28 protein-coding genes are annotated in these 25,171 nt (G+C 68.0%); 12 read left to right on the forward strand and 16 right to left on the reverse strand.

Going from position 1 to position 25,171, the window contains the following annotated elements; genetic code table 11:
- Positions 1-55: 55 nt before the first annotated feature.
- A complete protein-coding gene (locus C8258_RS22035) occupies positions 56-619 on the reverse strand; it encodes a TetR/AcrR family transcriptional regulator (RefSeq protein ID WP_063014791.1) in 564 nt (187 codons plus the stop codon).
- An 85-nt stretch (positions 620-704) separates the two neighbouring features.
- Here C8258_RS22035 and C8258_RS22040 point away from each other — a divergent pair, with 85 nt between their 5' ends.
- Positions 705-2,150 (forward strand): hypothetical protein, encoded by a 1,446-nt coding sequence (locus tag C8258_RS22040; protein ID WP_158271294.1) that lies wholly within the window; start codon positions 705-707, stop codon positions 2,148-2,150.
- On the opposite strand, the gene C8258_RS22045 is transcribed toward C8258_RS22040, so the two are convergent.
- Entirely contained in the window at positions 2,128-3,180 is a 1,053-nt protein-coding gene (locus tag C8258_RS22045) for an NAD(P)-dependent alcohol dehydrogenase (protein ID WP_106956845.1), read from the reverse strand. The genes C8258_RS22040 and C8258_RS22045 overlap by 23 nt on opposite strands.
- 133 nt (positions 3,181-3,313) lie before the next feature.
- Here C8258_RS22045 and C8258_RS22050 point away from each other — a divergent pair, with 133 nt between their 5' ends.
- Positions 3,314-4,045 (forward strand): ZIP family metal transporter, encoded by a 732-nt coding sequence (locus C8258_RS22050; RefSeq protein WP_106956922.1) that lies wholly within the window; start codon positions 3,314-3,316, stop codon positions 4,043-4,045.
- 82 nt (positions 4,046-4,127) lie between these two features.
- A complete protein-coding gene (locus C8258_RS22055; protein ID WP_106956846.1) occupies positions 4,128-5,240 on the forward strand; it encodes a S1C family serine protease in 1,113 nt (370 codons plus the stop codon).
- Here C8258_RS22055 and C8258_RS22060 read toward each other — a convergent pair whose 3' ends face one another.
- The 8 genes from C8258_RS22060 to C8258_RS22095 all read right to left on the reverse strand — a co-directional run bounded on the left by C8258_RS22060 (position 5,241) and on the right by C8258_RS22095 (position 10,504).
- The gene (locus C8258_RS22060; RefSeq protein ID WP_106956847.1) at positions 5,241-5,807 is read right to left on the reverse strand and encodes a vitamin K epoxide reductase family protein; all 567 of its coding nucleotides are present in this window, start codon (positions 5,805-5,807) and stop codon (positions 5,241-5,243) included. It lies immediately after the preceding gene.
- Entirely contained in the window at positions 5,804-6,589 is a 786-nt protein-coding gene (locus C8258_RS22065; protein WP_233225257.1) for a thioredoxin domain-containing protein, read from the reverse strand. Before C8258_RS22065 ends, C8258_RS22060 begins: the two co-directional genes overlap by 4 nt.
- Before the next feature lie 214 nt (positions 6,590-6,803).
- Entirely contained in the window at positions 6,804-7,652 is an 849-nt protein-coding gene (locus C8258_RS22070) for a PPK2 family polyphosphate kinase (protein WP_106956848.1), read from the reverse strand.
- A gap of 54 nt (positions 7,653-7,706) precedes the next feature.
- A complete protein-coding gene (locus C8258_RS22075; RefSeq protein WP_106956849.1) occupies positions 7,707-8,432 on the reverse strand; it encodes an ESX secretion-associated protein EspG in 726 nt (241 codons plus the stop codon).
- Positions 8,432-9,004 carry a hypothetical protein gene (locus C8258_RS22080; protein ID WP_106956850.1) on the reverse strand — a complete coding sequence of 191 codons (573 nt, stop codon included), beginning with the start codon at positions 9,002-9,004 and terminating at the stop codon, positions 8,432-8,434. Before C8258_RS22080 ends, C8258_RS22075 begins: the two co-directional genes overlap by 1 nt.
- Position 9,005: 1 nt before the next feature.
- Positions 9,006-9,395, reverse strand: a complete 390-nt coding sequence (locus C8258_RS22085) for a hypothetical protein (protein ID WP_036506110.1) — start codon at positions 9,393-9,395, stop codon at positions 9,006-9,008.
- A gap of 153 nt (positions 9,396-9,548) precedes the next feature.
- Positions 9,549-10,184, reverse strand: a complete 636-nt coding sequence (locus C8258_RS22090) for a class I SAM-dependent methyltransferase (RefSeq protein ID WP_106956851.1) — start codon at positions 10,182-10,184, stop codon at positions 9,549-9,551.
- Positions 10,181-10,504: a DUF4873 domain-containing protein gene (locus C8258_RS22095; RefSeq protein WP_106956924.1), complete on the reverse strand. Its 324-nt coding sequence runs from the start codon at positions 10,502-10,504 to the stop codon at positions 10,181-10,183. Before C8258_RS22095 ends, C8258_RS22090 begins: the two co-directional genes overlap by 4 nt.
- 160 nt (positions 10,505-10,664) lie before the next feature.
- On the opposite strand from C8258_RS22095, the gene C8258_RS22100 reads away from it, so the two are divergent.
- Complete coding sequence (locus C8258_RS22100) at positions 10,665-11,591, forward strand: diiron oxygenase (protein WP_233225258.1); 927 nt, start codon at positions 10,665-10,667, stop codon at positions 11,589-11,591.
- A 44-nt stretch (positions 11,592-11,635) separates the two neighbouring features.
- On the opposite strand, the gene C8258_RS22105 is transcribed toward C8258_RS22100, so the two are convergent.
- From C8258_RS22105 to C8258_RS22115, 3 genes are all read right to left on the reverse strand, one after another.
- Positions 11,636-12,883, reverse strand: a complete 1,248-nt coding sequence (locus C8258_RS22105; RefSeq protein WP_036506106.1) for a trans-acting enoyl reductase family protein — start codon at positions 12,881-12,883, stop codon at positions 11,636-11,638.
- Between the two features lie 20 nt (positions 12,884-12,903).
- Positions 12,904-14,346, reverse strand: coding sequence for an AarF/ABC1/UbiB kinase family protein (locus C8258_RS22110; RefSeq protein ID WP_106956853.1), 1,443 nt, complete (start codon positions 14,344-14,346; stop codon positions 12,904-12,906).
- Between the two features lie 99 nt (positions 14,347-14,445).
- A complete protein-coding gene (locus C8258_RS22115) occupies positions 14,446-15,168 on the reverse strand; it encodes a TetR/AcrR family transcriptional regulator (RefSeq protein ID WP_106956854.1) in 723 nt (240 codons plus the stop codon).
- A gap of 318 nt (positions 15,169-15,486) precedes the next feature.
- Here C8258_RS22115 and C8258_RS22120 point away from each other — a divergent pair, with 318 nt between their 5' ends.
- The 6 genes from C8258_RS22120 to C8258_RS22145 all read left to right on the forward strand — a co-directional run bounded on the left by C8258_RS22120 (position 15,487) and on the right by C8258_RS22145 (position 20,943).
- The gene (locus tag C8258_RS22120; protein WP_106956925.1) at positions 15,487-16,743 is read left to right on the forward strand and encodes a DUF445 domain-containing protein; all 1,257 of its coding nucleotides are present in this window, start codon (positions 15,487-15,489) and stop codon (positions 16,741-16,743) included.
- A gap of 106 nt (positions 16,744-16,849) precedes the next feature.
- On the forward strand, positions 16,850-17,467 hold the full coding sequence (locus C8258_RS33330; RefSeq protein ID WP_051025211.1) for a helix-turn-helix domain-containing protein: 618 nt from the start codon (positions 16,850-16,852) through the stop codon (positions 17,465-17,467).
- Positions 17,464-18,144: a heparin-binding hemagglutinin gene (locus tag C8258_RS22130; RefSeq protein WP_106956855.1), complete on the forward strand. Its 681-nt coding sequence runs from the start codon at positions 17,464-17,466 to the stop codon at positions 18,142-18,144. Before C8258_RS33330 ends, C8258_RS22130 begins: the two co-directional genes overlap by 4 nt.
- A gap of 117 nt (positions 18,145-18,261) precedes the next feature.
- Positions 18,262-18,558 (forward strand): DUF2516 family protein, encoded by a 297-nt coding sequence (locus tag C8258_RS22135; protein WP_030516156.1) that lies wholly within the window; start codon positions 18,262-18,264, stop codon positions 18,556-18,558.
- Between the two features lie 84 nt (positions 18,559-18,642).
- Positions 18,643-19,671 (forward strand): alpha/beta fold hydrolase, encoded by a 1,029-nt coding sequence (locus C8258_RS22140; RefSeq protein WP_106956856.1) that lies wholly within the window; start codon positions 18,643-18,645, stop codon positions 19,669-19,671.
- 255 nt (positions 19,672-19,926) lie between these two features.
- Positions 19,927-20,943, forward strand: coding sequence for an alpha/beta fold hydrolase (locus C8258_RS22145; RefSeq protein WP_106956926.1), 1,017 nt, complete (start codon positions 19,927-19,929; stop codon positions 20,941-20,943).
- 218 nt (positions 20,944-21,161) lie between these two features.
- Here the strand turns inward: C8258_RS22145 and purU are convergent, their stop codons facing one another.
- Entirely contained in the window at positions 21,162-22,049 is an 888-nt protein-coding gene (gene purU / locus C8258_RS22150) for a formyltetrahydrofolate deformylase (protein WP_036506037.1), read from the reverse strand.
- Positions 22,050-22,158: 109 nt separating this feature from the next.
- On the opposite strand from purU, the gene deoC reads away from it, so the two are divergent.
- A complete protein-coding gene (gene deoC / locus C8258_RS22155) occupies positions 22,159-22,833 on the forward strand; it encodes a deoxyribose-phosphate aldolase (RefSeq protein WP_106956857.1) in 675 nt (224 codons plus the stop codon).
- Positions 22,834-22,842: 9 nt separating this feature from the next.
- On the opposite strand, the gene C8258_RS22160 is transcribed toward deoC, so the two are convergent.
- Positions 22,843-23,598, reverse strand: a complete 756-nt coding sequence (locus tag C8258_RS22160) for a DUF2993 domain-containing protein (RefSeq protein ID WP_106956858.1) — start codon at positions 23,596-23,598, stop codon at positions 22,843-22,845.
- Positions 23,599-23,713: 115 nt separating this feature from the next.
- Between C8258_RS22160 and C8258_RS22165 the strand changes: the two genes are divergently transcribed.
- Complete coding sequence (locus tag C8258_RS22165) at positions 23,714-24,337, forward strand: hypothetical protein (protein WP_233225259.1); 624 nt, start codon at positions 23,714-23,716, stop codon at positions 24,335-24,337.
- A gap of 29 nt (positions 24,338-24,366) precedes the next feature.
- Here C8258_RS22165 and C8258_RS22170 read toward each other — a convergent pair whose 3' ends face one another.
- Positions 24,367-25,152 carry a hypothetical protein gene (locus tag C8258_RS22170; protein ID WP_036506033.1) on the reverse strand — a complete coding sequence of 262 codons (786 nt, stop codon included), beginning with the start codon at positions 25,150-25,152 and terminating at the stop codon, positions 24,367-24,369.
- Positions 25,153-25,171: the final 19 nt, after the last annotated feature.

Here is a 25,171-nt window from a genome sequence, read left to right on the forward strand (position 1 = left end):
TTTGCCGGCCCGCGTGACCGGCGCGATTCGTCGACGGTCGCGTCCGTCCCGGCGGCTACAGCATCGGGGCGAGGATGCGCAGACCGGCGACGAGCTGCTCGGCCGAGGGGGCGGACTTCGGGTCCAGCAACCACTGGACGAGCAGGCCGTCGAGTAGCGTCCAGAGCAGCACGCCGATCGGACCGCCGTCGTCGTCCTCGATATCCCTGGCAGGCAACAACATTCGAGTCAGTGCCGCTTTTCCCTCGCGCTGTTTGGCCGCGATGTCGGCCTTGACCTCACCGGAATGCAATGCCTGGGCGAGACTTTCGATATTCGCCGCCCACAGCGCCCGCTGGTCGGTGAAGGTGGCGATGAGACGCCTCAGGAAAGTGAGCAGCCGCTCGGCCGGATGCGGTTCGCTGCTCTCGGCGAGCGCGTCGAGGATCTGTTGCACGGCCTCGGCGGACGATTCGATCATGGCCTGGGTGAGCAGGGCGTCGCGGGTGCCGAAGTGGTAGTTGATCGCGGCGAGGTTGCTCCCCGAGGCGGCGACGATATCGCGCACCGTGGTCCGGGCGTAGCCGCGTTCGGCCAGGCAGTGTTTGGCGGCTGAGAGCAGATCCTCACGTGTTCCCACGTCGGCAGGGTAGCAAGTACTCGCTGACGCATGTTTCAAACAAATGTTTGTGACAAGTGTTTGAAACGGCTGTATGGTTCTCGGTATGGTCACGCAACGTCCGATATCGCCCTTCGAATCGGGTTACTTCCAGGAACACGCCACCTTCGGTTCCGTGCCGGTCGGCGGAATGGCGCTGTTCATCGGATCGGCCGTCGAGGGGGAATTCGACACCGAACTGCTACGCACGGTGCTCGCCGAACTGGCTGCCGGACATCCGCTGCTCAGCTGCCGCCGAGTCGACGACGGCGGGATGCTCGTGCTCCGCCACGTCCAGGGCTACCGTCCCCCGGTCACCGAAAGTCCCGGCGGCGACATCGAATACGTCGACTTCGTCAATCAGCCGCAACCGTGGGACGACGGTTTGTTCTTCGCGCGGGTGTTCCGCGAGGACGACCGGACCCGCATCGTGCTCGTCATTCACCACGGAATCACCGATGGCCGTTCGGCTTTCGCGTTGCTGGACGAGATGTGGCGGCGCTATACCGCCCACCGCCGTGGCGCGCCCATGCCGGTGCGCGCGAATCATGAACTGCCGCAAGCGGTCGATGAGCGCCTCACCGCCGTCGTCTCCGAAGCGGAAGTCGCCGAACTGCTCGCGGCGATGCGCACGATCATCGGTGAGCCGCCCGCGCGCCTGCCCCGCGACGGCACGGCCGGATCGGGACGCGGACTCTTCGTCGCCGAGCGGATCGAACTGGAACCGGAGGTGACCGCGGCCTTCGCCGCGGCGGCGCGCGCGGCCGGAATCGGGGTGAACGCCCTGCTGAGCGGGTGTGCGCTGGCCGCGGTGCGAGCCGAACTGGGCGGCGTCGGCGCACTGCCGATGGTCTGCGGCTATGCCGCCGATATGCGGGCGGCCATGGATCCGTGGCTGCCCGACGAGACGGTGCTCAACTGCGCCTCCGGCTGGGGCACGCTCCTGGCGGTGGCCGAATCCGCCGATCCGTTCGACCTGGGGCAGGTGGTGCACGCCGACGTCCGCGCGGCGCTCGAGCGTCGCGACCCCGCGCGGGTGGCGTTGGCGGGCAGATACATTCGCGACGAGGCCACCGCCCGGATGCTCGCGGAACAGCCCAGTATCGCGCTGTCGAACATCGGCCGGGTGCCGGACCACATCGTCCCCGAAGGGGTGCGGCTGGTGCGCGACAACCTGCTCGCCATGGGGCCCGGGATGCCGCCCAAGCTGACCGCCTTCACCCTGGGGGCGCGGCTGACGGTGCAGGTCGAATACGACACCAACGATCACAGCCGGGCGCAGATGGGCCGGGTGCGCCGCAATCTCGCGGAGTTGCTGCACCGCGCCGCCGCAGGCGGGGCAGCGTCATCCGGCGACAGCGGGTCAGCGCGATCCGTCGCCGGCTCGGTTCCGGCATCCGGGGACGGCTCGCTGCCGCCGACCAGCGAGGGCACGGTTTCGCCGTCCGGTGACGACGCCGAGCGCGCGGACGCCGGCGTCGCCCCGAAATTCACATGGTGGCGGCGTCGATGACGAACCGGTACCGCACGTCGCTGGCGACCACGCGCTCGTAGGCCTCGTCGATGCGATCGGCGGAGATGACCTCGATCTCCGCGCCGATGCCGTGTTCGGCGCAGAAGTTCAGCATCTCCTGGGTTTGCGGGATACCGCCGATATTCGAGCCGGCCAGCGACCGGCGGTTGCCGGTGAGAGTGAACGGCCGCACCGCGAGCGGCTGATCGGGCAGGCCGAGAATCACCATGGTGCCGTCGAGGTTCAGCAGGCGCATATAGGTGTCGATCGGCAGATCGGCCGAGACCGTGTTGATGATCAGGTCGAATCGGTTGCGCAGATCACGGAAGATCTGGCGGTCGGTGGTGGCGTAGTAGTGGTGCGCGCCGAACCGCCGGCCGTCGTCCTCCTTGTTCAGCGAATGGCTCAGCACCGTCACCTCGGCGCCCATCGCGGCGGCGATCTTCACCCCGACATGGCCCAGGCCACCCATGCCGATGATGGCCACCTGCTTGCCGGGACCGGCGTTCCAGTGCCGCAGCGGCGAATACAGCGTGATCCCCGCGCACAGCAGCGGCGCGGCCTCGTCGAGTCCGATGCCCTCCGGAATGCGCACCACGAAGCCGTCGGTCACCACCACCTGGGACGAGTACCCGCCCAGGGTGTAGCCGCCGGCCTGGATCTCCTCCGGGACGGTGCCGTTGTAGGTCATGGTGGCGCCGCGCACGCAGTACTGCTGCTCACCGGCCAGGCAGGGCTCGCACTGTCCGCACGAATCGACCATGCAGCCCACGCCGACCCGGTCGCCGACCGCGAACTCGGTCACCTCCGGGCCGACCGCGGCGACCAGGCCGGCGATCTCGTGACCCGGGACGCAGGGGTACCTGGTGCCGTGCCACTCGTTGCGCGCGGTGTGGATGTCGGAGTGGCAGATGCCGGCGTACTTGATATCTATCAGCACGTCGTGCGGGCCGAGTGCGCGGCGTTCGATGGTGGTCTTGGTGAACCGCCCGTCGGGCGCGGACACGGAATACGCGGCAGCTGTGGTCATGCGTTCATGCCTACCCCCGCATGGTTGCCTATGCAAACTATCCCCATGAGGCGACCCGCCGGTCCATCCCCACCAGGCGACCCGCCGGTCGGATGTGCTCGGCGGGCTCGCGCCGATATCGGATGCTGATCCGGTGGCGATCCTGCTGGCCCTGATATCGATGTGTTCGACGCTGGCAGGCGGGTTGGTGGCCGCGCGCATCGGCGAACGCAAGCGGCTGATCCTCGGGCTGGCCGCCGGAATCATGCTCGGTGTGGTCGCCTTCGATCTGATTCCCGATGCGCTGGCCGAATCCGGTCAGCTCGTCGCGGGGGTGCCCGGGGTGCTCGTGGCCGCGGTGATCGGCTTCTTCACCATTCACATCATCGAACGCGAGATGGCGATCCACGTCGGTCACGAACAGGATTTCGGCCGCCACACCCACGACTTTCCCTCGGTCGGCCTGGTCGCCACCGGAGGGTTGATCTTCCACAGCATGCTCGACGGCCTGAGCATCGGCGTCGGGTTCCAGACCGGGACGGCACTGGGCGTATCGGTCGCGATCGCGGTGATCTCGCACGATTTCGCCGACGGATTCAACGCCTTCACCATTCCCACGCTGTACGGCAACGCGCGGCGGCGGGCGCTGACCCTGCTGGTCCTGGACGCGCTGGCCCCGGTGGCGGGTGCGATCATCGGCACGGTGATCCGGGTGCCCGCCGACGTCGCGGGCCTGTATCTGGGATATTTCGCCGGATTCCTGCTGTATCTGGCAACGAGTGACATTCTGCCGGAAGCACATTCGGGCCGGCCGTCGCGGGCCGTGCTGTTCTGCACGATCGCGGGCGCCGCGCTGATGTTCGCGGTGGCGGCATTGCAGGAGTGATACCGGGCGCCCCGCCGATTTGATACACATAAAAGCACAAACTCCGCCAGCCCACCCCGGGCATGCAGAATCGGGAGCGGCGATGGACGAGCAGCATTCGGGCCGGCAATCGCGTCCGGCTCGCGGCGGGTGGCTGTCGACGGTCGTCTTCGTGCTCGTCATGGCCCTGGTCGGCGCGGCGTTTCTGGGCTACCGCGGCGATCTGCCGCGCTGGGCGATGCCCGCCGGCCACTCCACCTCGGCGCTGTTCGGCCCGCCCGTGCCGCCGATGGATCCGGCGGCGGTGGCCTCGGCGGTCGAACCCGAACTGGTGAACATCAACGTGTCGATCCGGCCCAGCGGGATGGGCGCGGCCGGTTCGGGCATCGTGCTCAGTCCCGGCGGGGAGATCCTGACCAGCCACCATGTGGTGAAGGGGGCGGAGACCATCACCGTCGGCGATCTCGGCAACGGCGGGCACTATCCGGCGACGGTGCTCGGCTACGACTCCGACGCCGATATCGCCCTGCTGTCGCTGACCGGCGCGGCGGCGCTGGCGGTGGCCCGCATCGGCAGCTCCGCCGGGGTCCGGGTCGGTGATCAGGCGCTGGCGATCGGCAATGCGGGCGGAACCGGTTCGCCGACCGCGACACCGGGAACGGTCACGGCGCTGGATGCCTCGATCGTCGCGCGCGATGCCGCCGATCTGTCGCGCAAGGCGTTGATCGGCATGATCGAGGTGGCCGCGCCGGTGGTCTCCGGACAGTCCGGTGGCGCCCTGGTCGACCGGTCCGGGGCGGTGATCGGCGTGGTGACCGCAGCCTCGGGAGAACTGTCCCGATCCGAGGGCCGGGCCAGCGGATACGCGGTGCCGATCGATCGGGCGTTGAGCGTGGTCCGCCAGATCCGCACCGGCATTCCGACCGATACCGTCCACGTCGGCCCGACCGCGACTCTCGGTGTGCTGACCTCCGATGCCAAACCCACGGGCGCCCGGGTGGACGTGGCGATCTACGGGCTGCCGGCCTTCGCGGCCGGGATGAATTCCGGCGAGGTGATCGTCGCGGTCGACGACACTCCGGTCACCTCGGCGCAGAGCCTCAAGGCCGCACTCAATGTGCGCCGGCCGGACGAGGTGATCCGGCTGGATCTGGTCGAGCCGGACGGCACTCACCGCGCGCTCGCGGTGATGCTGGCCGCCGGCCCGCCCAACTGATCAGAACAGCGAGAGCCAGTAGTCCTGGAAGCGCAGGAAGACCAGCAGCAGCACGATCGCGTAGTAGACCACCACGATCGTCCACCGCCACTGCGCGACGATGCCCATGATCCCGCGGGCCCCGCCCCACAGTTGATCGGTGACCACCGCCAGGCAGATCGGCGTGAACGTCCACACCACCATGCAGTACGGGCACAGTGCGCCGATGCGGTAGAGGCTCTGGAAGATCAGCCAGAAGACGAAGCCCATTCCGGCGATCAGCCCGATCCACAGCCCGCCCCAGAACCAGCGCGGCAGGGCGACACCGGCGACCGCGAGCACCGCGATGGTGACCGCCACCGAGAATCCCGTCACGCCGATGATCGGATTCGGGAATCCGAACACCGACGCCTGATGGGTCGCCATCACCGAACCGCAGGACAAGATCGGATTGATGCTGCACGACGGCCGGTAGGACGGATCCTTCAGCAGTTTGAAATCTTCGATCGTCAGCGTCACCGCGGCCAGCCAGCCCAGCAGAGTGCCGAGCAGGAGCAGCCACGCGGGGCGGGGCCGGGCGGTGATCACTTGGCCGCGGCCTCGATCACCGGGCGCAGACCGTCGGGCTGCATCAGCTCCTGCGAGCTGGTGATCTGCTTACCGTCGACGTACACCGTCGGCGTGGACTTGATGCCGCTGTTGAGCACGTCCTTGGTGGTCTTCTGCACGTACTTGTCGTACTTGTCCGACGTGATGCACTCGGCCACGGCCGGATCGGTGTATCCGGCGGCCTGGGCGATCTGCACCAGCTTCTCGTCGGGCAGGCCGGTGCCGCCCTCCGGAGGCTGCTGCTCGTACATGGTGGTCAGCCACGGCAGGAATTTGGTCGGATCGGATCCGGCCACGCAGTAGGCGGCGTTGGCCGCGCGCGAGGAGTAGCGGGTGCCGCCCGAGGACTGGTCCAGGAAGGCGATGATGTTGTAGCGAACGCTGGCCGTGCCGGCGTTCACCGCGTCCTCGATGGCCTTGGCGTTGGCGGTCTCGAACATCTTGCAGGCCGGGCACTGCAGGTCGGCGATGACGCGGATGTCGACCTTGGCGCCGGGCTTGCCGATCTTGATCTCGCCCTTGTCGGTGATCGATCCGGTGACCGCGTCGGGTGCGGCCGGCTGCGCGGCGACCGAGGGCACCGGCCCGGTGTCGTTCTTGTTGGACTGTTTGACGGCGATGCTGATGCCGATGGCCGCGATGAGTGCGATCAGCACGGCCGCGACACCCACCTGAATCAGGATCGTGCGCGTGCGATCTCCGCCTCGCATCGCCGTCAGCGAGTTCTTCCCACGCGGATTCTTGCTCACCTCGGAGTTCACCACGCCTTTCCTGTGTTACGTGTATGTGTGCGACATCGTGCGGCCGGGCGCCGCCTGCGATCGTACGGGCCGTCCGCCGCGCCGTCGCGGTGCCGCAAGATCAGCGGGCCGCCGCACCGGGCACACTCGGCACCACATGATTCCCGCTCAACCTGAGAGATCCCCGAGATTCCGATCGAAATCTTCCCGGCGGTGACCGGTGTCTCCATGCGGATCAGCTCGCCGCGAGCCGCGCCTTCTCGGTCTCGATGTCGAAGTGCGGCGCGGGCCAGGTCAGCTTCAGGCCGCTCAGTGCGTCGATGAGCAATTCGGTGATCGCCAGGCGGGCGAACCATTTCCGGTCGGCCGGGACGACGTACCACGGCGCGTGCTCGGTATCGGTGCGGTCCAGCACGTCCTGATAGGCCTGCTGATATTCGGGCCAGAGGGCGCGGTCGTCGATATCGTTCGGGTCGTACTTCCAGTATTTGTCCGAGCGTTCCAGCCGCTCGCCGAGCCGGCGTTTCTGTTCGTCCAGCGAGACGAACATCGCGACCTTGACGATCGTCGTGCCGGCCTCGGTGATCTCCCGTTCGAATTCGTTGATCTCGTCGTAGCGCGGCTCCCACACCTCGCGCGACACCAGATTCTGCACCCGCACCACGAGGACGTCCTCGTAATGCGATCGGTCGAAGACGCCGATCTGCCCACCGGCGGGCAGCCGGTGGCGGATTCGCCACAGATAGTGGTGCCGGCGTTCCTCGTCGGTGGGGACGCCGAAGGCGGCATGCCGTACGCCCTGTGGGTCGACCATGCCGATCACGTGGCGCACCACGCCGCCCTTCCCGGCGGTGTCCATACCCTGCAGGATGAGCAGCAGGTTGCGATGGTCACCGGAGCGGCCGTTCGCGAACAGCATCTCCTGCAGATCCGACAGCACCTCGCCGCGTTCGGGCAGCAATTTCTCGCCGAGTTTCTTGTCGCCGGTGAATCCGGGAGTAGCGGAGGGATCGTAGGAATCGAGCCGGACCCCGGCTGCTCGCAACGCGGTGGTGGCAGGTTCGGTCCACGGAGATTTCGCCATAACCGTCGAGTATGGTCGGCGGCCCCGACAGCCGGGCGGTGATCGGGTCGCGAGTCAGCCGATTCCGGCCAGTCTCGTCAACTGCGCGGCGAATTCGGCGTCGTCGACCGGGGTCAGCACCAGCTCGGCGGCCGTGGTGAGCAGATAGCGACCGTCGCCGGTGACGTCGAGCCAGGTGCGATGCCTCGTCGGCGGCGACATCGGATTGTCCGGTGCGACGGTGACGGTGATGAATCCGCGCGCGTCGACCGGCGCGCGCAGGGTGCGGCGGAAGCGGGCGGCGCCCGGATCCTGCGGTGTGCCGATATCGCCGCCGGGCCGGGCGTCGGCCCCGGTGTCGAGCACCGCCTGCTGCGGTTCGCGCATCGGCCCGCATCTGCCCGCCGGCGCCGAGCCGATCGCGGCCACCAGCCGTTCGCCCAGCCCGCGCGCATGGCAGACGGCGACCGTGACGGCATCGGGCCGCGCGATCAGCAATCCCGCGTGCCGGTGGACGACGGCGGCGAAGGCGAGGATCAGTTCCGGCTCGTCCGGCGGTGTGGAGCGCCGGCCGGAGACGGTGATCGTGGTGGCGTCCGGCCGGGTGCACAGCAGCAGTGCGGCGGTGAGATCCGGATCGGTGTTGCGCGCGTAACGGGTGCGCAAACCCAGTGCGGCATATTCGGTTTCGGTGCGCACGGTGGATTCCGGGATCATGTTCACCGGATACGGGCGGCGGTCGAGATCGGTTTCGGTGGCCCACACGTGGGCGAACTCGTCCGGCGTCAGCACCCACTTCACTACGGGTGACCCCCACCCGAATCCGGCCGGGGTGCGGGAACGAAGCGCGGCACCCGATCGCCGGAGGCGGCCAGGGTGGTGTTGTAGCGGAAGGTCATGATGTCGCGGGCGTCGGCCAGGGCCGCGGCGGCGGCGATGTCGTGTGTCATCCGGCGGGCGCCGCCGTGCACCACTTCGGCGACCGGGTCGGGCAGCGGGACATAGTTCGACGGTGCCGGTAGCGCGTCTCGAATCGATTGCGCCGCTTCGGCGTCGGCCTCCAGCAGGTGCCGAAGCCGGGTGCAGACCTCGGCGGCGGCGGCGCCCCGTTCGACGAATGCCGCCGTCGCGGGTTCGGCCGCCGCGCGCGCGTGCCCGGACCAGCGCTCGAATTCGGCGTGTGTGGTGTCGGCGAAGGTCCGGAACGCCGCGGCGACGGCGTCCGCCTGCCGTTGCCAGGCCGCCGCAGCCTCGCCCAGCGCGGCCGGGTCCAGTGCCTCGTGCACCAGCTCCCAGAGTTGCCGGTGGCTGTAGGAGCCGTAGACCTCCCGATCCGCGACGAAGGGCGGATCGAAGCGCGACGCGTCGGCCACGTCAGGCTCCCGGCTCGGGCCGGATCAGCGCCAGCGCCGCGCGGTTGGCGGCCTCGGCCTCGTCGAAATGTTTCCCCGCGGCCAGATAGGCGGCCTTGAACAGCAGCGCCGTCTGCTGGAACGAGAGGACGGTGTCGAGGTATTCGCCGCTCTTGCGGGAGAATCCGCGCGCCAGTGCCCGGCCGGACGCGAGTTCGCCGAAGCCGCGCACCGCGGCCGGGACCGCGCCACCGCTGCGGGCGGCGGCGTGGAGATCCTCGACGAGCCGGTCGCAGGCCGCCGCGAGATTGCGGGCGGTGTCCTCGGCGATCTCGAACACCTCGGCTCCGGAACCTGTTGCCGCGGCGTACAACTCGCGCGCCAGATGCTGACCGGTCTCCGGAATCGGCACCGTGATGATCCCCTTCCGCCCCGAGAGTTTCCCTCGGCGAGCTTACCGGAGCGGCCGGTGTCCGGCGCGCGGCGGCGCATTGTGAATGCGCACATCGATGAGCGGGATATCTGTGTAAATCACTGTGGCGCCACATATTTGAGGCACCGGCCGTCAGGCGGCGTAGGCCGCCCGGGCGCTGACGTACTGCAGCAGTCCGTGCACTTCCTGTTCGATATCCACCAATCCGTATTCGGCGAACAGCTTCGGGAAGGTGTCGAGGTCGAATACGCGCAGCCCGCCCGCGCCACCGACCGCGCTCGACACCTGCCCCACCCAGCCCTGCGGGCGATGGCTGGTGCTGATCGCGATGCGGCCCCCGGGCGCGAGCACCCGGATCATCTCGGCGGCGGCGGTCAGGGGATCCGGAATCAGATACAGCGCACCGAAACAGCAGACCGCGTCGAAGCTGTTGTCGGCGAACGGAAGCCGGCGTGCGTCGCCGCGGACGTAACCGGCTCGCGGTCCGGAGTTGTCGGCCACGGCCTGCCGCAGCATCGGCACCGAGAAATCGATGCCCACCGCATAGCCGTCGTCGATGTGTTCACTCAGATAGTGGGTGAAATTGCCCGGCCCGCAGGCGATGTCGAGCACCCGGTCGCCCGCGCCGAGGCGCAGGGTGCGCACCGCGTCACGGCGATCGGCGTGCATGGTCCGTCCGGTGGCCAGCAGGAAACTGGTCGGCCGCCATGCCCGCTCGTAGAGCAGGGCGAAGACCGGGTTGTTCATGGTGCGGCGTGCGAGATTCACCGGGTCATCCTGGCGTCGAGGTCGTCCACTGTCGAGATCCGATACGGCGGTGCGCTGTGCCCGAGCAGTCGCAGTCGACCCCAGAAGTCGCGATCACCCAGGATCGCCGCCGCGGTGCCTTCCGGGGTCCGCAACTCGATGCGATGTTTGCGGTTGCCGGCCGCCGCATCCAGCGCGGCATCCGGATCGATCCGTCCGTACCAGCGGTAGATGCCGTCGATCGGCTGGCGGTGGCCGCGCAGCCGCACCCGGACGGCGAATTCCCGATCGCCGAGCACGACGACGGCCGGCCCCTGGTAATCCGGTTCGGGTTGCCGCATGATCACCTTCCCGAGCTGCGCGAGAGCGCCCTGCCCGCACTATAGCCGTGACAATGAGTAATAGGTAATATCGAGTGTGCCACCGCTCACATCGGTCGGCAAATGCGCCGGGGTGAGCACAATGCGCGGGCCGCGGTCGGGCGGCAGGACGGTGAAGCCGATGGCACAGCACATCGAGAATTTCGCGGGGGACGGTTCCGACGGGCGCGAGCGCGTGGCTCAGCGGCTGCTTCGCTCGTCGGCGGAACATTTCTACGACGCCGATATCGATATCGACTGGGAGCAGCCGTGGCAGCCGGACAAGGCCTGGCTGCCCGAACACCGGATCTCCCTCTACGGCACCCCGCTGTGGGATCGCCTCAGCCCCGAGCAGCGCATCGAACTCGGCAAACACGAACTGGTGAGCCTGCTGTCGTTCGGGATCGTCGCCGAGGGACTGCTCAGCAAGTATCTGCTGCGCATCGTCGCGCGCGATCCGACCTCGCAGCACGCGATGTACGCGCTCACCGAACTGAGTGAGGAGGCGCGCCACTCGATCATGTTCGCGCGGCTCATCGACAAGACCGGAATACCGCCGTATCGGCCGGTCGCGCTGAACCGGATGCAGTTGCGCGTCGCCGAACACTTCCCGATCGGCCCGGTGGTCTACGCCGGCACGCTGCTGATCGAGGAGATTCTCGATCGTGGCCAGCGAGAAGCCATGGTGGACAGCGAAATTCAGCCGCATGTGCGGCAGTTGATGCGTATCCACGTGCTGGAGGAGGCGCGGCACATCGGCTTCGCTCGCGATGCGCTGGCTCGCGGGATGGCCCGGCGTTCGCGATGGCAGCGGCTGCCGCATCAACTCCTGCTGGCCTACTTCGCGCTGGTGCTGTATCCGATGCTCGTCAATCCGCAGGTCTATCGCGCGGTGGACATCGACCCTCGGCGTGGATTCGCCGCGGCCTTCACCGGACCGCAGTACCGGCGGACGATGAGCTTCCTGTCCGAGCCGATGCTGCGCTATTTCGACGAGGTGGGCATGCTCGACGGTGCGGCGGTGCACACGCTGTGGCGGCTGACCCGTTCACTGCCCGACGACCTGTGACCGAAGGACTGTGAACGGGCCTGCGCCGCAAGCGAATCCGTCGTTCAGGCCCGCTCGACCTCGATGGTCAGCCCGGCCCGCCGCAGGCGATCGGTGAGCGGATCGCCCATGGCGGAGGCGGGGGTGAGGATGCCCGCCAGCTCCGGTAGTTCATCGAAGGCCAGGCACAGTCCGGCCTCGCCGAGCATCACCGAAGTGGCCTGATAGCCCGGATCGCCCTGCCCGGCGAAGGTGCAGACGTACCGCGCGCCGGAGGTGGTGTCGGCGAAGGTCTTCATGGTGAACCAGCCGCTGCGGCGGGCGTCCTCGCCGGGGCCGGTCCCCGGCTTCGGCAGGATCCGATCCAGCAGCCGGCGCCCCGCCGACACGCGCGAGAGCAGCGCACCGGCGGTCAAGCCGGCGACGATGCCGCCGGCCAGGCCGGCGGCGACCAGAGGCGCCGCCGGTGAGCTCCCGGCGCTCATCACCTCGCGGTAGCGGAAGTTCTTGCCGTACACCCAGCCCAGCAGGCCGTTGCTGCGCCGCACCACCTTGGTGTTGTGCGCGGCCATCACGAAGGTGGCGACCCAGCCGTCGAGGCTGGGGTCGATGGCCGAGGCCCGCGAGAGAGCCTGGTCGGACTGCCGGCCCACATCGGGTTCCATCGACTTGTCCGGGCTCAGCGAATACGGGTGCGAGAGCACCGAACCCTTGGCCGGGTCGGTGGCGATGGCCTCCATCATCGCCCGCCCGGAATCGATGGTGCCGCCACTGGCGCCGCCCTTGAGCCAGGCCACCAGCGTGGTGTCGGTGAGTTCACCGGTGTTGTCCTCGACGGAGCGCCGGAAGAGCCGATACACGCTCAGATCCGACGGAATCGAGTCGTACCCACAGGAATTCACGATCTTCGCGCCGGTTTCGGCGGCCCGCTCACCGAACCGATCGATACATTCGCGGATGAACAGCGGCTCGCCGGTCAGATCCGCGTAGTGGGTGCCGGCGTTCGCGCAGGCCTGGGCCAGCGGCAGTCCGTAGCGCAGGTACGGGCCCACGGTGGTGACCACGACCTTGGTCCGCGCCGCCAGCGCGTCCAGCGCCGCCTGGTCGGAGGAATCGGCGACCAGCAGCGGCCAGATCGCCGCGGCGCCGCCGAGTTCGTCGCGCACCGCGGTGAGCTTCTCCGGCGAGCGGCCCGCGAGGGCGATGCGCGCGTTCTCGGGCGCGGCCTCGGCCAGATACTGCGCGGTCAGCCGGCCGACGAACCCCGTCGCGCCGAACAGTACGAGGTCGAATTCCCTGTCGGTCATGCACATCCCATTCTCGTGGTGGCCGATTACTTTGTGCTGGTTCGTTTTCCGCCGGCGGCCTTGCGTGGCGCCGAGCGCTTCGCCGGTTTGCGCGGCAGGCCGCGCCGGGCCAGCCAGGCGTGGTGCTGCTTACCGAGTTCGGTCACCGGATCGTCGCCGTAGAGCCACTCGCGGGCGATGCGATGCCAGTTCGCGGTCGCTTCCAACTGGCCGAGTACCCCGAACGTCAGGAAATCCGCACGCCGCGAGAACAGATGCTCCGGTGGCAGATTCTGCTGTTTCATCCCGGCGTATTCACTCGCGCGCGGATCGACCGCCAGCACGAAGGCGCCGCTGGCCAATTCGGGGGTGATGGTCAGATCCTGGTCGATCAACGCCCATTCACATGCCGCGAGCACGTACTCCAGGCAGTCCTCGGGGGTGATCTCCTCCGGCGAATCGATGATGCCGTGGTCGATCATCAACTGGCGCAGATCTTCCGCGCGTTCCTCGGCCGCCGCGCGAATACAGGTGGCCTCGAAGCGGACGTGTTCGGGGTCCATCCGGTTGAACAGCCCGAAATCCAGGAAGGCGACCCGGCCGTCCTCGCCGAGCAGCAGATTGCCCGGATGGGGGTCACCGCAGAACTCGTGGAAGGTGAACAGCGAGCCCACGTAGAAGCGGTAGATGATCTCGCCGACCCGGTCGCGTTCGGCCTCCGGCAACCGGCGGATCTCCTCGAAACCGCGACCGGGAAAATACTCGCTGACCAGCACATGCGTACTCGACAGTTCGGGCATGGTGGCCGGTACCACGATGAACGGATGGTCGGCGAACAGGTCCGCGACCTCGCGCTGGGTATGCGCTTCGGCGACGTAGTCCAGTTCGCTCTCGAGATTCAAGCGCAGTTCGTCGAGGACCGCCGGCGTCACCCACGGCATCGCCGACTGCAGGACGCGGCGGAACATCGCGAGGTTCTTCAGGTCGGCGCGCACGGCGGTATCGATGCCCGGATACTGCACCTTCACCGCGACCGCGCGCCCGTCGTGCAGTCGCGCCCGATAGACCTGGCCGATCGAGGCCGCCGCGATCGGTTCGGCGTCGAATTCGGCGAACAACTCCTCGAGGGTGCGGCCGAAATCCTTCTCGATGACGCCGCGCATGGTCTCGAAGGAAACCTTCGGCGCGCTGTCGCGCAGTACGGCGAGCCGGCGCTGGAATCGCTCGCGATGTTCCGGCGGAACCAGATCCAGATCCAGCACCGAGAGCATCTGGCCGAGCTTCATGGCGACGCCCTTCATGGTGCCCAGCACCATGACCATCTGCTCGGTGGCGCGGATCATCGATTCCTCGGCCATCCGCTCGCGCACCGCTTCGGAGCGTCCGCGCATGGAACGGCGGGTCTTCTGCGCACGTAAGACGTTGCCGGCGACGGCCACACCCAGTTTCGTCCCCCGCGCCAGCCGCGACGTCGGCAGCTCTTTCGCCATTGATGACCTCCGTTGATGCCCCGCCTGGCCGGTCTTCAGCGTAACCAAGCGTGAGCCGTCGGCCCAGAGACGGCGAGCACGGATTCCTTCGCGGGCGAATCAGCCCAGGTCGGCCTCGGGAAGTTCGTGCGGAACGGCGTTGAACTTCTCCGGCGAACCACCCGCGCGGACCATGCCCTCGATGGCACTCCACACCATCATCGCCAGGTGGTCGAGCATGCGATCGGCCGACATCGAGCGATTGCTGATCCACCAGTCGGTGGCCAGCTGCACACCGCCGACGATGACGTAGGAATACAGCAGCACACCCTCGGTGTCGACGCCGCGATCGAAGGCCTTGGTCTGCACGACGACCGACACCACGTCGGCGAACAGCTTCTCGAAATCGGCGAGGCTGGACTTGTCGGTGGTCGAGCCGTTGCCCATGATGAAGCGGTACACGTCGATATCGGCCTCGACGGTGTGCACGTAGGCGGCCAGAGTGTTGCGGACCAGCTGATATTCGTCGGCATCGTCGCTGATCGCCTCGTAGATCCGCGGCATCAGCGTGGTCTCGATGAACCGCTCCATGGTGGCGCGGGTCAGATCGGACTTGTCCGAGAAGTAGCGGTACAGGACGGTTTTGGATACGCCGATCTCCGCGGCGATCTCGTCCATTCCGACATCGCCGCCGCGGTTGCGGATAGCGGCGAGCGTGCCGTCGACGAGTTCTTCTCGGCGGTCGATCTTGTGCTGGTGCCAGCGCCGCTTGCGACCGTCCACCCGGCCGGGGCGCACCGCAGCGGTGTCGACGGCAGCGCTCGCGGCACGATGTGTGGTCATGCTCGAGGGGACTCCTGGATCCGGGGATGTGGGCACCACCAGCTTAAGTCCTTCGCCGAGGTGATGTTCCCGGTTCGCCGAGCGGGCCCGCCCCCCGGCGCGTGCCGTTCGGCCGAGGCGGCGACGGACGCGGGGTGAGCGGGCGCACGTCGGCAGCGCCGATATTCCAGCCAGAATGGGGATATGGAGCAATCTGCCGGCAGCGCCCCCGTCCTGGCGGAAGCGAACGCGCATCCCGACATCCGGACGGGAGTGGGAAATACCACACGGTCCGGGAGCCGCGGTGCGCCGGAACCACCGTCGTCGTTCGCCGACCTGATGGACGAATCCGGGAAGAAACGCGATCTGCGCAAGATGAAGATGGTCGCGACCGGATTCCTGGCGGCGGCCACGGTCGTCTATCTGATCTGTTGCTGGCTCGGTTCGCGGGATATCGGCGGCAGCTGGGTCGGCTATGTGCGCGCGGCCTCGGAGGCCGGCATGGTCGGCGCGCTGGCGGACTGGTTCGCGGTCACCGCGCTGTTCCGGCATCCGCTCGGCCTGCCCATTCCGCACACCGCCATCATCCGCAAAAAGAAAGATCAACTGGGCACCAGCCTGGGCGATTTCGTGCGCACCAATTTCCTCTCGCCCGACACCGTGGCGACGAAGGTGAACTCGGCGCAGATCTCGTTGCGGCTGGGGACGTGGATGGCCGATCCCCGGCACGCCGCGCGGGTGTCGGAGGAGTCCTCGACCATTCTGCGGGCCGTGATCGGCGCGCTGCGCGACTCCGATGTCGAGCAGGTGATCGACCAGACCATCGTCAAGCGCATCGCCGAACCGCAGTGGGGGCCGCCGATCGGACGGGTACTCGCCGAGCTGCTGGCCGAGAACCGGCAGGAGCCGCTGCTGGATCTGCTGGCCGAGCGCGCCCACCAGTGGGCGCTGGCGAGTCAGGAGACCCTGGACCGGATCGTCATGCGCGATGCCCCGTCCTGGGCGCCGAAATTCGCCAATATCCTGCTGTCGGAGAAGATCTACCGGGAATTGGTGGAATTCACCTGGAAGATTCGCTCGCAACCCGATCACGAGGTGCGATTGGCGGCGAACCGATTTCTCGAGGATTTCGCCCGCGATCTGCAGTACGACGAGGCGATGATCGCCAAGGCCGAGCGGGTGAAGACCGAGATCATGGGCCGCGAGGAAATTACCGGAATGGCGCGCGCGACCTGGCGTGCGGCCAAACGGATGATCCTGGAATCGGCCGACGATCCGGGCAGCACCTTGCGCCGCAAGATCTCGGAGAATGTGCAGCAGTTGGGTCAGCGTCTGGTCGACGAACCCGAACTCACAAAACAAGTGGACGCTTGGGTTGAACGTGGTGTGAGATATCTCGTCGCCAACTACGGTTCCGAGATCGCAGCCCTGATCAGCGACACGGTTGCCCGGTGGGACGCCGATGAGGCGAGTCGCAAGATCGAATTGCAGGCGGGGCGCGATCTGCAATTCATCCGGATCAACGGCACCGTGGTCGGATCACTTGCCGGCCTGGCGATTTACGCCGTATCGCATTTACTGTTCCCTGGCTTCTGACAACCGCTGCCGGAAGTTTGCCGAAATAGTGCTAACAGGGGTGCTTGCAAGAGTTAGCACCCTCATTTAGAATCGACCGTACAACCGCCGGAAGGTGAGCAGTGTGATGGCACAGGAACCAGAGGTTTCTGATCGGAACACGGGGGAAACCGCAGAGACGTCTGCGGTTCCCGGAGACCGGGTGGGTCGCGTAGCCAACGCGGCGCACGACATCGGAGGCTTCATCCGGGCGCAGCGGGAGGCCGCTCAGGTCTCGTTGCGTCAGCTCGCACAGCTGGCGGGGGTGAGCAATCCCTACCTGAGTCAGATCGAGCGCGGATTGCGCAACCCGTCCGCCGAGGTTCTCACGCAGATCGCCAAGGGTCTGCGCGTGTCTTCGGAGGTCTTGTACGTCCGGGCCGGCTACCTCGAACAGAGGGAGCACAGCCCGGTGCGGGACGCACTGCTGGCCGATACCGACATCACGGAGCGGCAGAAGCAGGTGCTCCTGGACATCTACGAGTCGTTCCGCCGCGAAAACGGTGGGAACGACGACGGAGGGAACGTCTCGGAATCCGTTCAGGGGGAATCCGAGGGGGGCGTTCCAGGGGGGAGCAGGGGCGGTGTGCCCGAGAGCCCGAGGGGCGGTGCACCCGAAAGCCCAAGGGACAACGAGGTTCCGCACCATGCCACCGATGGCAGTACTACCGAAATCTCGCCACGCCAGGAGAACGAACAACCATGACCCAGCCCAACGTCACTGTCACCAAGCCGATCTACGCGACCGTCGGAGCCGGTGACGCGCTCTACGCGGCGGTCAACGACATCGTCGACCGTGTCCGCGACCGCGCCGCCACCGTCGATGTGAACTCCCGCGTCGAGGAGGCTCGCGAGCGCCTGTCGAATCTGCCTGCCGATGTGCAGGACCAGATCGAGACGCTGCGCGGCCGCCTGACCGGACTGCCCTCCGAGCTGCCGGACGACCTCGCCGAACTGCGCGAGAAGTTCACCCCGGAGGAGCTGCGCAAACTGGTCGACCAGTACTACCGCCAGCTGGTGGATCTGTACTCGGATCTGGCCGTGCGCGGTGAGGAGACCGTCGACCGGCTGCGTTCCAACCCCGGCTTCGACGAGCGTTTCGACAAGGTCGAGGGCATCTACACCGATGTCGTCACTCGCGCCGAGGACGTCCTGAACAAGGTGTCCGATCAGGCCCGTGGGTTTCTGGGCAAAGCGGCCGAGGAGGCCGACGAGGCCGCCGCGGTCGTCGACGCCGAGGTCGTCGCGGTGACCACCGAGGCCGCCGCCGAGGAGCCCACCCCGGCGAAGAAGGCCCCGGCGAAGAAGGCCCCCGCCAAGAAGGCGCCGGCCAAGCCCGCCACCACCACCGCCGCGAAGAAGACCACTCCGGCCAAGAAGTAATTCGGCCGCAGGAGAAGACCGGCCGAGGGGTAATCCGGAACCGTCACACGGATCCGGGTCGTACCGGATCCCGCAACGCCCGCATGCGCACTGCCGCATGCGGGCGTTGCTTCTATCATGGGTGCTGTGTACCAGCTGACTAGTGCAATCCTGTGGCTGCTCTGGCTCGCCGCGATGGCCGCGACCATCTTCGCGCTGGTGCACGCCATTCGGCAGCGTGCCGACGCGTTCACGGCCGTGGACAAGCTCACCAAACCCATCTGGGTCTCGATCCTCGCGGTCGCCCTCGGTTTCCTGCTGCTCGCCCGCACGCCGGTCGGATTGCTGGGGATCGCCGCGGTGATCGCCACGGGCATCTATCTGGCCGATGTGCGGCCGAAGGTCGACGAAATCCAGCGCGGTCCGCGCTGGTGAACCCGCCGTCCCCGCGCTTGCACTAGCAAGCACCCACTCCTTCGGGTTACTGTATCGATCAGTAACACACAAAGGAGTGTTCTCATGCAGGCAACGTTGCCCAGCACGGTGGCGGGGATCGCGCAGCGTCTCCGCGGGCTGCTGTCCGCTCATCGCGCCGCCCTGCGCACCCGGTCCTACGACCTGCCCGCACTGAATTCGCCCGCGGTGCCGTGTGAGGTGACGACGGTGACCGCCTCCGACGGCGCCCGGCTGCGCGTGCACAGCTACGGTCCCGCCGACGGCGAGGCGATCGTGCTGGCGCACGGCTGGACCTGCTGCATCGAATACTGGAACCCCCAGATCAACGCCTTCGCCGGCGACTACCGCGTGATCGCCTACGACCAGCGCGGTCACGGCGAGAGCGAATCCGGCACCGCGCCGCTGTCCACCGACCTGCTGGCCGACGATCTCGCGGCCGTGCTGGACGCCACCCTGCGTCCCGGTCAGCGTGCGGTCCTGGTGGGGCACAGTCTCGGCGGGATGACCATTCAGGCCTGGGCCGGCCGGTATCCGCGCCAGGTCGCCGCGCGGGCCGATGCGGTGGTGCTGGCCAATACCGCCTCCGGCGACCTGATCGCCGAGACCACCGTGGTCCCGCGATTCAACCGCGGTCCGCTCGCGCTACCGTTCCCGGTCGGTCGCCTCGGACTCGGCCTGCCGGTGGTGTTCCCGCCGATCGGGCCGGTGAAATGGATCTTCCGCCGCCAGATCATGAGTCTGGCGTCGACCGGTCAGGTGGTCGACTTCGCGCTGGCAATCGTGCGCTCGTGCCCGGCGATGGTGCGGTCGCGATTCGGTTTCCTCTTGGCCGAACTGGCCCTGCAGAGCTGTACCCGCTGCGTGACCGTGCCGACCACGGTGATCGCCGGTTCCGCGGACGATATGACGCCGCCGGTGCACTCCGAGCGCTTGGCCGAGGAGCTGCGCTCGGTCGGCGCGTTCCGCAAGCTGGTCGAACTGCCGACCGGCCACCTGGGCAACGTCGAGGCATACGAGGCGTTCAACGACGAACTCGCCGAGGTACTGGCCGAAACCTACGTCGCGCGGCGCCTGCGCGAGGCGACCGCTTAGCCGGTTCGGCAATCACATGGCGAATTCGGCGTAGCACTTCCGTGGCGCCGGGCGATAGATGCGGGTAGTGGGACGTTGCGCCGACGGATGTGAATGCCGTTGGGCGGAATGGGTATTCGGTCGATGCGGGGGTGCGAGCAGCGCCGATGTTCGGCTTTGCCGGACAAAAGTGCGAAACCGGAAATTCTTCGCTGCTTGCACTAGCAAGCACCGTTGCTAGCGCGGTAACGTGCGGTAGGACACAAAGGAGTGCTCATGCTGGTGAACCTGCCCGAGAACGTTGCCGATCTGCGGACCGGCATCGGCGCGCTGACCGGCGGATATCGCGCGAAGATGCGTTCGCGCACCTACCGCACGGCCGAGTTGAACTGCGCACCCGACCCCGAGGTCCTCTCGGTCACGACCACCGACGGTGCCCGGCTGCGCGTCCACGCGTACGGCCCGGCCGACGGCGATGTGATCGTCTTCGTGCACGGCTGGTCCTGCTGTCTCGAGTACTGGAACCCGCAGATCAACGCCTTCGCCGGCGACTACCGCGTCATCGCGTTCGACCAGCGCGGACACGGCGACAGCACCTTGGGAACCGGCCGGTTCGACGCCGAACAACTCGCCGACGATCTGTGCGCCGTCCTGGACGCGGCGGTGCCCGCGGGACGTAAGGCCGTGCTGGTGGGACACAGCATGGGCGGCATCACGATTCAGGCCTGGGCCAACTTCCACCCGGAACAGGTGGCGCAGCGCGCGAGCGCGGCCCTGCTGCTCACCACGACGGCGGGCGACATCGCCGCCGAAACGCGAGTGCTCCCCATCTTCAACGACATCGTCCCGGCCCCCAACTGGCTGGGACGTGCCCTGTTCGGTCAGCCCGTGCCGTTCCCGGCCGGCGCCCCGGTGCGCGGAATCTTCAAGGCGCGCATCATGAATCGATACGCCACGGCGGACCAGGTGGATTTCGGCCTCTCGATCGTGCGCTCCTGCCGTCCGCTGGTGCGGGCGAAGTACGCTCTGGCGCTGATCGAACTCGAAATCCACGGCGCCGCAGCGAATCTGTGCATCCCCACCAGCGTCATGGCCGGCGCCTACGACAATCTGCTGCCGGAGAGTATGTCGCGCAAGATCGCCGACGAGCTCGCCGCGGCGGGAAATCTGGATCGCTATTCGGTCCTCGCCACCGGACATCTGGCGAATATCGAAGCGAGCGCGGAGTTCAACGCCGAACTGCGCCGATTGATCGAGGTCACTCGCTTCGGCCGCCGTGCGGTGGCGGGCTGAGCGCCCCGCGACGGCCCGCCGGGGCTGGACGTACTCGCGGCGCGGGTGCATCCTGGTGACCCACGTTCGGATCGGGAAGTCGCCACGAGACCTGTCGTAGTGGAGCCGCACTGTCGGCCCACCGCGGCGAGGACGGCAACACGATGCTGAATCGTGTTGTCCGCCAAGGCCGGTCAAGGGCGCCCGGTCTTGGCCCGCCGCGTGACGAGAAGGCCCCGCTAGGAGAAGACGACGGTGCGCCGCCCGTGCACCAGCACTCGCCCCTCCAGATGCCAGCGCAGTCCGCGCGCCAGCACCACCCGTTCGATGTCACGGCCCTGCCGGACCATGTCCCGCACGGTGTCGGCATGGTCGATGCGGCTGACGTCCTGTTCGATGATCGGTCCCGCATCCAGATCGGCGGTGACGTAATGACAGGTCGCCCCGATCAGCTTCACGCCGCGCGCGAAGGCCTGATGGTACGGGCGCGCCCCCACGAACGAGGGCAGGAAGCTGTGATGGATGTTCAGCGCCCGCCCGGCCCAGTGCTCGCACAGTTCGGCCGGCAGCACCTGCATGAACCGAGCCAGCACCACCGCGTGCGGATCGTGGGCGTCGGTGAGCTCGCGTACCTGCTCGAAGGCGGGGCCGCGTTCGGCCGGATCGGCGGGAAAGGGCACGTGGTGGAACGGAATCCCGTGCGCGCGGGTCATCTCGCCCAGATCCGGATGGTTGCCGATCACCGCTTCGATGGTGGCGGGCAACTCGCCACTGGCGGCCCGCCCGAGCAGATCGTGCAGGCAGTGCCCGTCGCGGCTGACCAGCAGCACGGCGCGGCGGCGACGCCCGGAATCCAGCAGTTGCCAGTCGGTCTGCGGGCCCAGTTCGGCGGCCACGACGGTGAACCGCTCGCGCAACTCGTCGATGCCGAACGGCACGGTCGCCGCCGCGATGGCCTGGCGGGTGAAGAACCAGCCGGTGTCGGGATCGGAGTGATAACCGGCCTCCACGATCGACCCGCCGAATTCGGCGATGAACGAGGTGATGCGGGCGATGATGCCCGGTCGGTCGGGACAGCCCAGGCTCAGGACGAAACGCCGATCATCGGCTGACACGGTGCCACTCATGCGCACGATCCTCGCAGGTCGCGCGCAGTTCGATCACGGCACCCGGGTGGCGGGCCGCAAAGCCGGTCCGGGGTAGCCGAATTCGCGTGCTGTGCCAGACTTGGTCCTCATGTCCGACACCGCCCCCACCGCCTTCACCCGTGCCCAGGTCGCCGCGATGATCGATCACACGCTGCTGGCCCCCGAGGCGACCGCCGCCGATGTCGCGAACACCATCGCCGAGGCTCGTGCGCTGGGCGTCTACGCGGTGTGCCTGTCGCCGTCGATGCTGCCGGTGACCGCTCCCGGGCTGGCGGTCGCCACGGTCGCGGGCTTCCCCTCGGGTAAACACCACTCCCTGGTGAAGGGGACCGAGGCTCGATTCGCGGTAGAGCAGGGCGCGGCCGAGGTCGACATGGTGATCGACGTCGGCGCGGCGATCGCGGGGGACTACAACGCGGTGCTCGCCGATATCGTCACCGTGCGCGAGGCGGTCGAGGACCGGGCGCTGCTCAAGGTGATCATGGAATCCGCGGCGCTGTCCGACGCGGCGATCGTCGAGGTGTGCCGCGCCGCCGAACGCGCCGGCGCCGACTTCGTGAAGACCTCCACCGGCTTCCACCCCGCGGGCGGAGCCGAGGTGCGGGCCGTGCGGTTGATGCACGAGACCGTGGGCGGGCGGCTCGGCATCAAGGCCAGCGGCGGCATTCGTACCGCCGCCGCGGCCGCCGAACTGATCGCCGCCGGTGCGACCCGGCTGGGGTTGTCCCGCTCGGCGGACGTCCTCGCCGGATTCCCGGAGTAGGGCCCGCTCTCAGCAGCGGATCTCCGTGTCGCCACCGCCCTGCAGGGTGGTCGGCCCGCCGCGCAACGACACCGAGATCCCGTTGTCGGTGACCTTCATGCTGGTCGGCTGCATACCCAGCGGGTAGTTCTGCAGGCTCTGCGTCATCGAACCGACGATGCTGTCGACCAGATCGGTGGGCAGCCCCAGCCCGAGCAGTGACGCCGACTGCGTGCTGACCTCGATCTTGCCGTCGACGATGTGCGGCTGAACCTTCAGATCGGCGATCCCGCCCAGAACCTTGAGGTCCAGGGTGCCGCCGGCCGGATCCGACTCCACGCCGGAGACGAGACCGCTCAGGGTCTGGGCGATGCCCTCGTTGCTCCAGGTCGCGTCGGCGGAGCTGCTGCCGACCTTCGCGCCGCCGCGCCCGCCGTCGAGCAGGGTGATGTCGTTGAGCTTGGCGTGCACCTTCATGTCCACGGCCGGGCCGAACTTCGCATCGTCGCTGTCGACGGTGATGTACTGGACCTTGTGGTCGACAGCGGTGAGCAGCAACGGCTTCGGCCCGAATCCCACATCGACCTTCGACCCCAGCTCCTTCTCGACCTGGGAGGCCATGCACTGCTGATTCTTGTGCCGCAGATAGGTTTCGGCGCCCGCCGCGGTGCCGACCAGTGCGAGCAGCACGACGAGTCCGACGATCAGTGCTATGCGCCGCCCGTTGCGGCGTCGGGGTTCACCCGCCGGTGCGGGAGCGGGTACCGCGGTGTCCGGAGTGGTCATGGCAACCGATTCTTCCCGAGCTTTCTGAGCCCGCTCTGTGGAGCCTGTGAGGCTTGTCATGCAGAGAGCCTCCGATTGTGACATGAGGCACATCGGCCCGGCGTAATCTGGTCCCATGTCCGCGCACGATGCAGGGGATGCCGCGGCTGCGCGCCGACCGGGGGATTCCGAGCAAGGGTGGTGGGTGCTGCGCCAGCTCGCCGACCGGCACGCCGGATACTTCACCACGCGCGTCGTGTTGCGGGCCGGATGCGAGCACCGGATCCGCGGCGCCCTCTCCGACGGTTCGGTGATCCGCGTCGGTCTCGGCATCCTGCGGATGGCCGATTGGCCGGACGGTCCACTCGACGAATACGCCATGTGGGCGGCCTGGTTCGACGGCGCCGCCGCCGTCTCCCATCACAGTGCCGCCGAACTGCACGGCCTGGGCCGGCTGCGTCCGCGCTTCCTGCACCTGTCCGCGAGTGCGGGCCGCCCGCCCGCGGCGCCCCGGCTGGTGGTCCTGCGCCGCGATCTGCACCGCGGTGATGTGGAATCGGCCGGTGCGTTCCTGGTGACCACCCCCGTGCGGACCGTACTCGATCTCGCCGAGACCGGGATCGGTCAGGGTGCGCTGGACGAGGTGGTCGCCGACGCGGTCGCCATCCATCGCTGCATACCGCACGAAATCGCTTCGGCGAGTGCGGGTTTGGCGCCGCACGCGGCCGCGCGGGTGCGCCGGGCCCTGGCCGCGGCATAGGACGCACCGTCGTCCGAAGACCTTCCGATTCAGCCGGGCCGCACGCACTCCCACGGCACCGAGAGCACACAGTCACGCATCCGGCGGCGATAGTTCCGCACCGGAAAACCCTGCTCCCGCAACAGTTGCGCCGCCGCCCGCCAGCGCACGCGCGGACCGTACACCGCCATCGGCGCGGCATGCGACCACGCTCGATCGGCGGCGGTCAGCAGCGTGTGCACGCGTTCGCCGCGAATATTGCGGTGGATCAACGCCTTCGGCAGGCGTTCGGCGATATCGGAGGGTTTGTCGACGGTGAACGGATCCCAGGCCAGCGTCAGCGAGATCGGTCCCTCGCGGTCGAGCAGAATCCACGCGCAGCGGCGGCCCAGTTCGTCGCAGGTGCCTTCGAGCAGGAGTCCCTCGGGCGCCGATCCGCCGAGTATGGTCGCCCACGCCCCCGCGACCTCGCTCTCGTCGTATTGCCGCAGCACGTTGAACGCCCGCACCAGCACCGGTCGCAGGCCCGCGAGTTCGAATCCGCCCCGGGCGAAGCGCACGCCGTCGCGATCGGGAACGACGCGTGCGGGATCGATCTCCAGACCGACCACACGCATGTCGCCGCGAACGCGGCGTAGCCGGGCCGCCAACTCCAGCGTGGTCACCGGACTCGCCCCGTAGCCCAGATCGACCACCAGGGGGTCCGCGGCCGACCGCAGCCGCCGCACCACCAGCGGGTCGTGGGTCAGCCAGCGGTCGCTGCGGCGCAGCCGATTGATTCCGGTGGTTCCGCGCGTGATGGCGCCCACCGGCGCGGTCCGGGCTCGAGATGTCATTGCGGTGACGCGGGCGTGC

The sequence above is a fragment of the Nocardia sp. MDA0666 genome (assembly GCF_003023875.1).
Lineage (GTDB): Bacteria > Actinomycetota > Actinomycetes > Mycobacteriales > Mycobacteriaceae > Nocardia > Nocardia aobensis.

What these genes read in the sequence shown, in the direction of transcription:
- C8258_RS22110 (WP_106956853.1), bottom strand. Translation starts at nt 14,346, where the DNA reads ATGGCGAAAGAGCTGCCGACGTCGCGGCTGGCGCGGGGGACGAAACTG.
- C8258_RS22055 (WP_106956846.1), top strand. Translation starts at nt 4,128, where the DNA reads ATGGACGAGCAGCATTCGGGCCGGCAATCGCGTCCGGCTCGCGGCGGG.
- purU (WP_036506037.1), bottom strand. Translation starts at nt 22,049, where the DNA reads ATGAGTGGCACCGTGTCAGCCGATGATCGGCGTTTCGTCCTGAGCCTG.
- C8258_RS22160 (WP_106956858.1), bottom strand. Translation starts at nt 23,598, where the DNA reads ATGACCACTCCGGACACCGCGGTACCCGCTCCCGCACCGGCGGGTGAA.
- C8258_RS22145 (WP_106956926.1), top strand. Translation starts at nt 19,927, where the DNA reads ATGCTGGTGAACCTGCCCGAGAACGTTGCCGATCTGCGGACCGGCATC.
- C8258_RS22165 (WP_233225259.1), top strand. Translation starts at nt 23,714, where the DNA reads ATGTCCGCGCACGATGCAGGGGATGCCGCGGCTGCGCGCCGACCGGGG.
- C8258_RS22045 (WP_106956845.1), bottom strand. Translation starts at nt 3,180, where the DNA reads ATGACCACAGCTGCCGCGTATTCCGTGTCCGCGCCCGACGGGCGGTTC.
- C8258_RS22135 (WP_030516156.1), top strand. Translation starts at nt 18,262, where the DNA reads ATGGGTGCTGTGTACCAGCTGACTAGTGCAATCCTGTGGCTGCTCTGG.
- deoC (WP_106956857.1), top strand. Translation starts at nt 22,159, where the DNA reads ATGTCCGACACCGCCCCCACCGCCTTCACCCGTGCCCAGGTCGCCGCG.
- C8258_RS22170 (WP_036506033.1), bottom strand. Translation starts at nt 25,152, where the DNA reads ATGACATCTCGAGCCCGGACCGCGCCGGTGGGCGCCATCACGCGCGGA.
- C8258_RS22115 (WP_106956854.1), bottom strand. Translation starts at nt 15,168, where the DNA reads ATGACCACACATCGTGCCGCGAGCGCTGCCGTCGACACCGCTGCGGTG.
- C8258_RS22140 (WP_106956856.1), top strand. Translation starts at nt 18,643, where the DNA reads ATGCAGGCAACGTTGCCCAGCACGGTGGCGGGGATCGCGCAGCGTCTC.
- C8258_RS22120 (WP_106956925.1), top strand. Translation starts at nt 15,487, where the DNA reads ATGGACGAATCCGGGAAGAAACGCGATCTGCGCAAGATGAAGATGGTC.
- C8258_RS33330 (WP_051025211.1), top strand. Translation starts at nt 16,850, where the DNA reads ATGGCACAGGAACCAGAGGTTTCTGATCGGAACACGGGGGAAACCGCA.
- C8258_RS22095 (WP_106956924.1), bottom strand. Translation starts at nt 10,504, where the DNA reads ATGCGGCAACCCGAACCGGATTACCAGGGGCCGGCCGTCGTCGTGCTC.
- C8258_RS22100 (WP_233225258.1), top strand. Translation starts at nt 10,665, where the DNA reads ATGGCACAGCACATCGAGAATTTCGCGGGGGACGGTTCCGACGGGCGC.
- C8258_RS22070 (WP_106956848.1), bottom strand. Translation starts at nt 7,652, where the DNA reads ATGGCGAAATCTCCGTGGACCGAACCTGCCACCACCGCGTTGCGAGCA.
- C8258_RS22040 (WP_158271294.1), top strand. Translation starts at nt 705, where the DNA reads ATGGTCACGCAACGTCCGATATCGCCCTTCGAATCGGGTTACTTCCAG.
- C8258_RS22105 (WP_036506106.1), bottom strand. Translation starts at nt 12,883, where the DNA reads ATGTGCATGACCGACAGGGAATTCGACCTCGTACTGTTCGGCGCGACG.
- C8258_RS22130 (WP_106956855.1), top strand. Translation starts at nt 17,464, where the DNA reads ATGACCCAGCCCAACGTCACTGTCACCAAGCCGATCTACGCGACCGTC.